The 10,332-nt window shown below is 78.9% G+C and carries 9 protein-coding genes; 5 read left to right on the top strand and 4 right to left on the bottom strand.

Annotation, left to right across the window (positions count from 1 at the left end; translation table 11 throughout):
- Positions 1-228: 228 nt before the first annotated feature.
- From VER05_RS12690 to VER05_RS12680, 3 genes are all read right to left on the bottom strand, one after another.
- Positions 229-1,107 carry a formate/nitrite transporter family protein gene (locus VER05_RS12690; RefSeq protein ID WP_324845707.1) on the bottom strand — a complete coding sequence of 293 codons (879 nt, stop codon included), beginning with the start codon at positions 1,105-1,107 and terminating at the stop codon, positions 229-231.
- Between the two features lie 144 nt (positions 1,108-1,251).
- Positions 1,252-2,376, bottom strand: coding sequence for a 23S rRNA (uracil(747)-C(5))-methyltransferase RlmC (gene rlmC / locus VER05_RS12685; RefSeq protein WP_324845706.1), 1,125 nt, complete (start codon positions 2,374-2,376; stop codon positions 1,252-1,254).
- Positions 2,377-2,434: 58 nt separating this feature from the next.
- Positions 2,435-3,877: an NAD-dependent malic enzyme gene (locus VER05_RS12680; protein WP_324845705.1), complete on the bottom strand. Its 1,443-nt coding sequence runs from the start codon at positions 3,875-3,877 to the stop codon at positions 2,435-2,437.
- Positions 3,878-3,964: 87 nt separating this feature from the next.
- On the opposite strand from VER05_RS12680, the gene VER05_RS12675 reads away from it, so the two are divergent.
- On the top strand, positions 3,965-4,885 hold the full coding sequence (locus tag VER05_RS12675; protein WP_324845704.1) for a cell filamentation protein Fic: 921 nt from the start codon (positions 3,965-3,967) through the stop codon (positions 4,883-4,885).
- Positions 4,886-5,195: 310 nt separating this feature from the next.
- On the opposite strand, the gene VER05_RS12670 is transcribed toward VER05_RS12675, so the two are convergent.
- Positions 5,196-6,089 (bottom strand): HAD family hydrolase, encoded by an 894-nt coding sequence (locus VER05_RS12670; RefSeq protein WP_324845703.1) that lies wholly within the window; start codon positions 6,087-6,089, stop codon positions 5,196-5,198.
- A gap of 234 nt (positions 6,090-6,323) precedes the next feature.
- Here VER05_RS12670 and VER05_RS12665 point away from each other — a divergent pair, with 234 nt between their 5' ends.
- The 4 genes from VER05_RS12665 to VER05_RS12650 are packed head-to-tail and all read left to right on the top strand — an operon-like array spanning position 6,324 to position 9,943.
- Positions 6,324-7,151, top strand: coding sequence for a pilus assembly protein FlpE (locus VER05_RS12665; RefSeq protein ID WP_324845702.1), 828 nt, complete (start codon positions 6,324-6,326; stop codon positions 7,149-7,151).
- A gap of 14 nt (positions 7,152-7,165) precedes the next feature.
- A complete protein-coding gene (locus VER05_RS12660; RefSeq protein ID WP_324845701.1) occupies positions 7,166-8,446 on the top strand; it encodes a TadA family conjugal transfer-associated ATPase in 1,281 nt (426 codons plus the stop codon).
- A complete protein-coding gene (locus VER05_RS12655; protein WP_324845700.1) occupies positions 8,443-9,390 on the top strand; it encodes a hypothetical protein in 948 nt (315 codons plus the stop codon). Before VER05_RS12660 ends, VER05_RS12655 begins: the two co-directional genes overlap by 4 nt.
- Positions 9,383-9,943: a type II secretion system F family protein gene (locus VER05_RS12650; RefSeq protein ID WP_324845699.1), complete on the top strand. Its 561-nt coding sequence runs from the start codon at positions 9,383-9,385 to the stop codon at positions 9,941-9,943. Before VER05_RS12655 ends, VER05_RS12650 begins: the two co-directional genes overlap by 8 nt.
- Positions 9,944-10,332 lie beyond the last annotated feature (389 nt).

Below are 10,332 nucleotides of genomic sequence, written 5' to 3'. Positions count from 1 at the left end.
CGTGCCCCGTGCCCACCCCCACCCTGCGCGTGCCCGCCCGGACGTCGCTCCCGGCGCCCGTGAGTGGAACCGTGTGACCGACACGCCGGCGGCGTGTCCGTCACGACGTTCCACTCACGCGGCGAGCAACGGGGGTGCGGCGCGGTGCGCGGGCAGAGGGACGGCGGCCGGGTCGCGTCCGCGGGTACCGCGGCCGGGGAGCCGCGCGCAGGGCCCGGCGCCCCGCGGTCAGCGCGTCGCGGCGGCCAGGACCTCGGGCTCGGCCGCGGGCGCCTCCACCGGGACCGGCGAGCTCGCGTCCGCGACCGCGGCCGACCCCGCCGAGGCCGGCACGCGGGCCGGGGCGGCCGCCACGGCGTTCGCGGCGCCGACCAGCAACCCGCCGCCGACCAGGTTCCCGAGCCCGACGAACAGCACGTTCCGGGCGAACTCCGCGACCGTCGCGCCGTCCAGCCCGCCGACCAGCCCGAACGAGAACGTCGTCATGTTGGCGACCACGTGCTCGAAGCCCGAGGTGATGAACACCATCACGCAGGCGAAGATCACGATGATCTTGGCGACCTCGTTCTGCAGCCGGCCGGCGCACCAGATCGCCAGGCAGACCATGAGGTTGCACATGACCCCGCGGAAGAACAGCTCGGTGCCCGACTCCTCCGCCTTGTGCGCGATCATCGACGCGATCATCCGGCCCGCCGGCCGGTCGGGGCCCATGGCGCCCGACAGGTGCAGCACAACGGCCAGCACGAACGCGCCGAGCAGGTTGCCGGCGAGGCAGGCGAGCAGCGTCGCGCCGGCCCGGGCCCACGAGATCGCGCCGCGCACGGCGCCGATCGTGAAGACCATCATCGCGGAGGTCGCGAGCTCGCCCCCGGCGACCACGACGATCGTGAGCGCGACGCCGAACACGAGCCCCTGCACCAGCGGGGTGAGGCCCGAGCCGACGTCGGCGAGCGGGCCGCCCGCGGTCGACATGATGACCACGCCGAGGCCGATGTACGCGCCGGCGAGCATGGTGTTCACGAGGTAGACGGCGGGGCGGCGGGCGAGGTCGGTCTTCGTCCGGGCCGCCTGCGTCTGGTAGTCGAGGGCCTCGGCGACGCTGAGCATGGGCCCAGCGTCCAGCGCCGCGGGGCCGCAGACGTGGGACGAAAGGCACGACCGGGCGCCGTCGCCGTGCGAGCGGCCCCGCCGGCGGGCCCGACCCACGGGCCGGCGGGCCGCCGTTCCCGCGCGGTCCCGCCCGGCCGGGCGTCAGTCCCGGGACAGCGCGACGACGACCTCGTAGTGCCCGGTCTGCGGGAACATGTCGAGCAACCGGCCCCGGCGTGGGCGCAGCGACGGCATCGCCGCGAGGTCCCGGGCGAGCGACGCGGCGTTGCACGACGAGTACACGACGTCCCGGACGCCCGACGCCTCGAGCCACCCGGCGAGCGCCGGCCCGATGCCGCGCCGGGGCGGGTTCACGACCACGAGGTCCGGCGGCGCGTCGGCGCCGAGCGCGAAGGCGGTCGCGTCGCCCGCGGCGAACCGCACGCCGGCCAGCCCGAGGTCGTCCCGGCTGTGCTCGGCGCTGGCCACGGCCTCGGCCGACGTCTCGATGCCCACGACGGTGCGCCCCGGCCGGGCGACGTGCAGCGCGAACCCGCCCACGCCGCAGTACAGGTCCCACACCGAGCGCGGGTCCGCGGCGTCCACCCACTCGCGCCCGATCCGGTACAGGGCGGCGGCGACGTCGGTGTTGGTCTGGAAGAAGCTCTGCGGCCGCAGGTGCAGGTCGACGTCGTTGACCCGCATCCGCAGCGTCGCCCGCTCGGTGAGCACGACCTCGGTGTCGCCCTCCAGGACGGCCTTGTGCTCGGGCAGCAGGTTCGCCGACACGACGACCGCGCGGGGCAGGGCGGCCAGCAGCCAGGGCAGGTGCTTGCGGAGCCGGGGCAGCGCCTCGGACGACCGCAGCACGAACCGCACCATCAGCTCGCCGTCGGGCGACTCGGTGACCAGCACGTACTTGAGCTCACCGCGCCGGGTCGGCACGTCGTACGGCACCAGCCGGGCGAGGGTCACGAACTCCGCGAGCACGGGGAGGGCGGCCTGCAGCGAGGCCGGGTAGAGGCCGCAGTCGCGGAGGTCGACGCCGACGCCGCCGGGGTCGAGGATGCCGAGCGTCGGCGCCTCGACGGTGCCGCCGACGGCCATCTTCGCCTTGTTCCGGAAGCCGGACTCCGCGCTCGCCACCGGGGGCAGCCAGTCGAGCGGCCCGAACGGGTCGACCAGCTCCCGGCAGCGCTCCTGCTTGGCGGCGAGCTGGTCGGCGTAGGGCTGCTCGATCCAGGTGCAGGAGCGACACCGGGCGGCGTCGAAGTGGTGGCACTGCACCGGTCGATCCTACGGGCGCGCGGGTGCGCACCCCCGGGCGCGACCGGGGCGCCGCGGGTCAGGCGCCGGGCACCGTGACGACCGCCACCGACCCCGTGTCGGCCCGCGGGCCGGCGATCGCGCCCGCCACCTGGGCGACCGCCGCGGCCACGGTCGACGCGACGTCGGGGTGGAAGACGCTCGGGATGATGTAGGCCGGGTTGAGCTCGTCGTCGGACACCACCGAGGCCAGCGCCCGCGCCGCCGCGAGCAGCATCGCGTCGGTGATGACGTGCGACCGGGCGTCCAGCAGCCCGCGGAACACGCCCGGGAACGCCAGCACGTTGTTGATCTGGTTCGCGACGTCGCTGCGGCCGGTGCCCACGACCGCCGCGTACCGGGCCGCCTCGGCCGGGTCGATCTCCGGGCGCGGGTTGGCCATCGCGAACACGATCGCGTCCCGGGCCATCGTCGCGACGTCCTCGCCGTTGAGGATGTTCGGCGCGCTGACCCCGATGAACACGTCCGCGCCGGCCAGCGCGCCGCGCAGCTCGCCCGTGACGCCGCGCGGGTTGGTGCGCTCGGCGATCCAGCGCAGCTCGGGCGACGCCAGCTCGCGCCCGGTGTGCACGATGCCGTCGATGTCGGCGACCACGACGTCGTGCACGCCCGCCGACAGCAGCAGCTTGAGCACCGCGGTGCCCGCCGCACCCGCGCCCGACAGCACGACGCGGACCTGGTCGATCTGCTTCCCGACGACCTTGAGCGCGTTGGTCAGCGCCGCCGTCACGACGATCGCGGTGCCGTGCTGGTCGTCGTGGAAGACCGGGATGTCGAGCCGCTCGCGCAGCCGTCGCTCGACCTCGAAGCACCGCGGCGCCGAGATGTCCTCGAGGTTGATCCCGGCGAACACCGGGGCCACCCGCACGACGGTCTCGACGATCTCGTCCACGTCCTGGGTGTCGAGCGCCAGCGGGAAGGCGTCGATGCCGGCGAACCGCTTGAACAGCGCGGCCTTGCCCTCCATCACCGGCAGCGAGGCCAGCGGTCCGATGTCCCCCAGTCCGAGCACCGCGCTGCCGTCGGTGACCACCGCGATGGTGTTCCGCTTGATCGTCAGGCGCCGGGCGTCGTCGGGGCGGGCCGCGATCGCCTCGCAGACGCGCGCGACGCCCGGGGTGTAGGCCATCGACAGGTCGTCGCGGTTGCGCAGCGGCACCTTCGACTCGATGGACAGCTTGCCGCCCAGGTGCATGAGGAAGGTCCGGTCGCTGACGCGCTCGACGTCCACGCCCGGCAGCCCGCGCAGGGCCGTGACGATCTGCGCGGCGTGCTCCTCGCCGCTCGTCGCGCACGTGACGTCGACCGTCAGCCGCTCGTGGCCCGACGCCGTGACGTCGAGGGCGGTGACGATCCCGCCCGTCTGCTCGATCGCGGACGTCAGCTCGGAGACGGCCGTCGGCCGGGCCTCCACGTGCAGGCGCGCGGTGATGGACGAGGACACGCTCGGCGTCGAGGGCATGGGGTCAGTGTGACCCGGAACACCGTCCGCCGCCCAGGCCAGTTTCCGGGCGCGTCGCTCCGGGGGCCGCGCTCGTAGGGTGGCCGCGTGCTGCCCGTCGCCCCGTCCACGCCCCCGCCCGCGGGCGACGACCCGCTCGCGCCGCTGCTCGACCTGCCGGGCGTGCGCGACGCCGTGGACCGCGCGCGCACGGCCTGCGAGGAGCTGCGCTGGCACGAGGCGTTCCGGCGGCGGTGGCGCGAGGTGCGGGCCGAGGCGGACGTGCGCACGGCGCGGGCCGGGGCGGCGGTCGACGGTGCGCGGGTGCCGCTGGACGTGCTGCGTGGGGTGGCGACGGGGGTCGACCGGGTGGGCCCGGCCGCCGGGCCGGCGTCGGTGGGGACCGCGGACCCGGACGGGCCCGCCGACCTGCGCGTCGCGACCGGCGCCCTGCGCGCGACGGCGCTCGCGGCCGGCTGGCGGCCGGACCTCGGCGCGCGGACGGTGCCGCCGCTGCCGCCGCTCGGCCAGGTGCTCGCCCGGCTGCACGCCGCCGCGGGCGCCGGGTGGCTGCCCGACGCGGACCTGGGCCGGGTGCGCGCCGCGGGCGCGGCCCCGCGCGACCTGACCGGCCTGGGCGCGGCGCCCGACGGGGCCGAGGCCGCCGAGCGGCTCGCGCTGCTCACCCGCACGGTCGGCGCCACCCGGGCGCCCGCGCTCGTCGTCGCCGCGGTGGTGCACGGGGAGCTGCTGGCGGTCCGGCCGTTCGCGGCGGCGAACGGGACCGTGGCGCGGGCGGCGGCCCGGCTGCTCCTCTGCGGGCGCGGCCTGGACCCGACCGGGGCGGTCGTGCCCGAGGCGGCGTGGGCCGCCGCGCCGCTGCCGTACCTCGCGACCGCCGCGCGGTTCGCGACCGGGACGCCCGAGGGCGTGGCGGCCTGGGTCGGCGCGTGCGCGGACGCCGTGGTGGCCGGGGCGGCCGAAGGGCGACGGGTGGCGGACGCGGTGCTGGCGGGGCGGCTGGGCTGACCCCAAGGCCTCGGCGCGGGCGGTCCCGGTCGGGGAACGAACAACGGCGCCCGGGGAGGACGCCGTTGCCGAACGGACGACCGCGAGGGTTATCAGGCGTGCACGTGGTCAGTCGAGACGGGGTCGAGCCCGTTCGACGCGTCCTATGCGTGGACGGATCGCGCGTGGGTTCCCTCGGGCCGTTCTGTTGTGCTCCCCATCACAGCCCACCACCGCGCGGCTGGGAAGACCGCGCGGCGAACTCCCAGGTCGTTCCCCGACGTCGCCCGGATGGCGGGACGGCTGCCCGGATGGCGGACGGATCAGGCGCTCACCCGTGCCGGCGCCGGGCGGCGCGAACAACCCACGCCGCGAGCGCGGCGGCGACGACCAGGGCCGCGGCGACACCCAGCGCCCGGCCGTCCCGGTCCGCCGGGCCCGTGAGCTGCCGGAGCGCCGCGCGCCGCCGGCCGGCCGCGACCGCGACGTGCCGGCGGAACACCAGCGGGGTCCAGCCCTCCTGGTCCGCGAGCCGACGCAGCGCGCGGTCCGGGTTCACCACGTACGCGTGGCCGACCGCCCCGAGCATCGGTGCGTCCGTCGCGGAGTCCGTGTACGCGGACGACGCCGTGAGGTCGTACCCGCGGCTCCGCGCCAGGTCCTGCATCGCACGAGCCTTCGCCGGGCCGTAGGCGTAGAACTCGATCTCGCCGGTGTAGCGGCCGCCCGCGACTCCCATCCGGCTGGCGATCACCTCGTCGGCCCCGATCAGCTCCGCGATCGGCTCGACCAGCTCCGCGCTCGACGCCGAGACCACGACGACGTCGTGCCCGGCGGCGTGGTGCTCCGCGACCAGGTCCAGCGCCTCGGCGTAGACGACCGGCCCGATCGCGTCCTGCAGGCTCTCGGCGACGATCGACGAGACCCGCTCGACGTCCCAGCCCGCGACCATCGCGGAGAGCTGCGCCCGCACCCGCTCGGTCCGCCCCTCGGTCGCGCTGCCGAGCAGGAACGCCAGCTGGGCCGCCGCCGACCGCAGCGCCGCCCGCCGGGAGAGCAGGCCGCCGGAGAGGAACGGTCGCGCGAACGCGCTCGCGGCGGACGTCGCGATGACGGTCTTGTCCAGGTCGAAGAACGCCGCGGCGCGGGCGGGTGGGGTTCCGGCGGCGCGCGCGTGCGGGTCCCCGCCGGCGGGGGGTGCGGGCGACGCGGGCTCGTGGCTCATCGGGACGGGTGCCTCCTGGATCGAGGGTATCGAGCCTCGCCGGGACGACCACAGGGTCGGCGGACGTGCGTCGTCCCCAGGGCGTGGTCGCGCGGCGTGCGGGTGTCGCGCGGCCGGCGGGAACCTCGGGGTCGTGGGCGCGGCGGTCGCGGGCCGGGGCTGCGGACGACGGTCGCCGGCCGGGTTCGGGCGCGGTGGTCGCGGCCGGCCGGCGGAGAGACGGAGGTGGGCGCGGTGGCGAGGACCGAGCGGCCGGCGGGCGGCGCGGGGGTGGTGGGCGTGGTCGGCGCGCGCGGCGGCGCGGGGGCGACGGTGACGGCCGCGGCGCTCGCCGCCGAGCTCGGGCGACGGGGCACGGCCGTGCTCGTCGACACCGGCGGCGGGCCGTCGCTCGACACCGTGCTCGGGCTCGAGGCGCACCCCGGCCTGCGCTGGCCGGACCTCGGCGGGGCGCGCGGGGCTGTCGACCCGGCGCTGCTCGCCGGCAACCTCATGCGCTGGGGTCGGTGCGGCGTGCTGGCGACCGACGACGGCCGGCCGGGTCCGCCGCCCGCGGCGGCGCTCGCGGACGTGCTGCGGGCGCTCGCCGCGGCGTACGGGTCGGTGGTGCTGGACGTGGACCGGTCGGCGGTGCTCGCGGCCGGGGTCGGGGCGGAGGACGGCGGTGCGGGCGCGGCGGGGCCCGCGGGGGACGCGGGTCCGGGCGACGGCGCCGCGGGGGCGGACGCCGAGGCCGCGCGGGCGTCGTCCCGCGGCGCGACGCTCGTCGCGGCGTGCCGCACGCTGCTCGTCGTGGTCCCGCGGGACGTCCCCGCCGTCGCCGGCGCCCGCCTGCTGCGGGACGACCTGGTCGGGGCGGGTCGGCGGGTGGGCGTCGTCGCCCGGGGTCCCGCGCCCGGCGGGCTGGGTGTCGCGGAGGTCGCCGCCGCCGTCGGGCTGCCGGTGGTGGCCTCCCTGCCCTGGTGCCGCCGGCTGGGCGCCGCGGTCGACAGCGGCGTCGGCCCCGCGCTCCCGCCCGCCGCGGCCCGTGCGGTCGCCCGCCTGGCCCGGCGGCTCACGTGACGGGCGGCGCGCCCGTGCGCGGCGGGGAGGACGGCACCGACGTCCCGGGCCTGGTCGCGACCGTCCGGCACCGGCTGGCGGCGGAGGGCGGGCCGGTGACCGGCGCGCGGGTGTCCGCGGCGCTGCGGGAGAGCGGGCGCGTGCTCGGCAGCGCCGCCCTGGCCGAGCTCGACGCGGTGGTCCGGGCCGAGATCGTGGGCGCCGGCCCGCTCCAGCCGCTGCTCGACGACCCGGCGGTCACCGACGTCCTGGTGAACGGGCCGCGCGACGTGTGGGTCGAGCGGGACGGCCGGCTGCAGCGGGTCGCCGTCGACCTCGGGGACGCCGCGCGGGTCCGCGGCCTCGCGGTGCGGCTGGCTGCGGCGGCCGGGCAGCGGCTCGACGACGCGCGACCCGCCGCCGACGCGCGGCTGCCCGACGGCACCCGGCTGCACGCGGTGCTGCCGCCGGTCGCCGACGGCTGCACCCTGCTGTCCCTGCGCGTGCTCCGGCACCGGGCGTTCGCCCTCGACGACCTGGTCCGCGACGGCACCGTGCCCGCCGGGATGGCGGGCGTGCTCCGGGGCCTGGTGGCCGGGCGGGCCAACCTGCTCGTGTCCGGCGCGACCGGCACCGGCAAGACCACCCTGCTCTCCACGCTGCTGTCGCTCGCCGACCCCGGCGAGCGCATCGTGTGCGTCGAGGAGGCCGGCGAGCTCGCGCCGAGGCACCCGCACGTCGTCCGCCTGCTCGCACGGCGACCGAACGTCGAGGGCGCCGGCGGCGTCGACCTCGGTGACCTGGTGCGCGAGTCCCTGCGCATGCGGCCCGACCGGGTGGTCCTGGGCGAGTGCCGCGGTGCCGAGGTCCGCGACGTGCTGAGCGCGCTCAACACCGGCCACGACGGAGGCTGCACCACGGTGCACGCCAACGCGGCCACCGACGTCCCCGCGCGGCTGGAGGCGCTCGGCGCGCTCGCGGGACTGCCGCGGGAGGCGCTGGCGGCGCAGGCGGCGAGCGCGGTCCACGCCGTGCTGCACCTCCGCCGGGACCGGGGCCGGCGACGACTGGCCGAGATCGCGACCGTCGCGCGCGACCCGGGCCGGGGGACGCTCGAGGTCCGCACCGCGCTCGCGTCCGGGCCCGACGGGTGCGTGGCCGCCGGGCCGGGGTGGGCGGACCTCGCACGGCGGCTGGCCCGGGGCGGGGCGGTCGGGGCGGAGCCGGCGGCGGGCACCCGGCGGCCCGGCGACGGCGAGGGCGGGCCACACCCGAGCGGCGGTCGGCCGGGGTTGCCGTCGGGCGCGCCCGGGTGACGCCGACGGGGACGGGCGGCGCCGCGCTGGTGGCCGTCCTGGTGGCGACCGCCGTGCTGGTCGGCTCGGGTCCGGGCGGCACCGCGGCGCGCCGGCTCGGGCGGCTCCGGGCGCTCGCCGACGCGCGCGGCGGCCGGGCACCGTCCGCCCGGCCGCACCCCTGGCGGCGCAGGCGGGACCCGGACCCGGCCACGCTCCTCGGCGAGGTCGTCACGGCGGTCGCCGCGGAGGTGCGCGCGGGACGAGCGCCGGCCGACGCCTGGCGGCTCGTGCTGGGGTCGGCCGTGGGCGCGGACGGCGTCCCCGGCGCCGAGGACGTCCTCGGCGCGGTCCTGCCGCGCCGGCGCCCGTCCGCGGACGACCCCGCTGCGGACCCGGTGCGCCGTCGGGTGGCCGGCGTGCTCGCGGCAGGTCGGCTCGCGGCGGAGCTCGGCGCCCCGACGGCGGGCGTGCTCGAGGAGTGCGCCCGCGCGCTCGCCGCCGACGCGGACGCCGAGACCGCGGTCCGCGGCGCGCTCGCCGGACCCCGGCAGACGACCACCCTGCTCACCTGGCTGCCCGTCCTCGGGGTCGCGCTCGGCACCCTGCTCGGCGCCGACCCGCTCGGCACGCTCCTGGGTGGCGGCGCGGGCACGGCGGCCGGGGTCGGCGGTCTGGTGCTCACCCTGCTCGGGCGCCGGTGGACGGGGCGGATGGTCGCGGACGCCCGGTCGGCGGGCGCGGGGCGTGACGGGGGCGCCGGGGCGGAGCCCACGGGCGGGTCCGGGTGGGCGTCGGCGACGGCGGGGCGGTCACGGCCGACGGGACGGGTGGCGTCGGCGGTCGGGTGGGGGTCCGGGACGGGGCACGCGGCGGAGGCGCTCGCGAGCGGGGCGGGTACGGCGGGTGCTCGAGCGCGCGCGGGGAGGGCGCGGGCCCCGAGGACGAGCGTGCGCGGTGGGTGAGGCGCTGCTGGTGCTGCTCACCGCCGCGGCGGTCCACCTGCTCCGGCCACCGCCGGCGCGCCACCCGAGGGAGCTCGGCGCCCGCGGACCCTCGCCGCGGCGCGGCGACGTCGGGGACGACGAGGGCGCGCGCGCCGTCGACCTGGTGACGGTCGTCGACCTGCTCGCGGTGGCCGTCGGCGCCGGCGCGAGCGTCCCGGGCGCGCTCGCCGCGGTCGGCGCGGCGCTCGGCGGGCGGGACGGGGCGGACCTCGCGCGCGCCGGTGCTGCGCTGCTGCTCGGCGAGCCCTGGGACGCCGCGTGGGCGCACGCACCGGCGCTCGGGGGCGTGCTCGACGGGCTCGAGGCCGCGTGGCGGACGGGCGCCCCGGCCGGCCCGGCCCTGCGCGCGGCGGCGGCCGGCCTGCGCCGGAGCCGCGAGCGCGCGGCCCGGGAGGCGGCGGGGCGGCTGGGCGTGCGGCTGGTCGTGCCGCTGGGGCTGTGCTTCCTCCCGGCGTTCGTGCTGGTGGGACTGGTGCCGGTGCTCGCGTCGCTGGGCCGTGGCCTGCTCTGACGTGGCCTGCTCTGACGTGGCCTGCTCTCACGTGGCCTGCTCTGACATGGCGTGCTCTTACGTGGCGTGCTCTGACGCGCGGCGCGTCCCTCCGTGACCCGCCCCGTGCTCCTGGCCACCGCACGGCCGCTCGCCGACCGCCCGCTGCGGGGTCGAAGGGGCGGCGCACCACCGTGGTCGTCGGGCCGCTGCCTCGCCCGAGTCGTCGTCCTTCCCGAAGCACGCCGTCCTGCCCGAACCGCCGCCGAGCGGGCGGTGGGCGGGCGTCGAGTCCTCCACAGGCGCGGGCGGGTGCCGCGTCCCCAGCCGGCGGCTCGCGGGCCGGTGGGCGCGATGCCCGGCCCGGCAGGGTCGGTGGTGCCGGTCGACGGGCGGCCGGCACGGAGCAC

The organism is Cellulomonas sp., assembly GCF_035634735.1.
In the GTDB taxonomy this organism is placed as follows: Bacteria; Actinomycetota; Actinomycetes; order Actinomycetales; family Cellulomonadaceae; genus Cellulomonas.
Note: the sequence above shows the minus strand (reverse complement) of the source record. Positions and strands in the feature narration are given on the sequence as shown.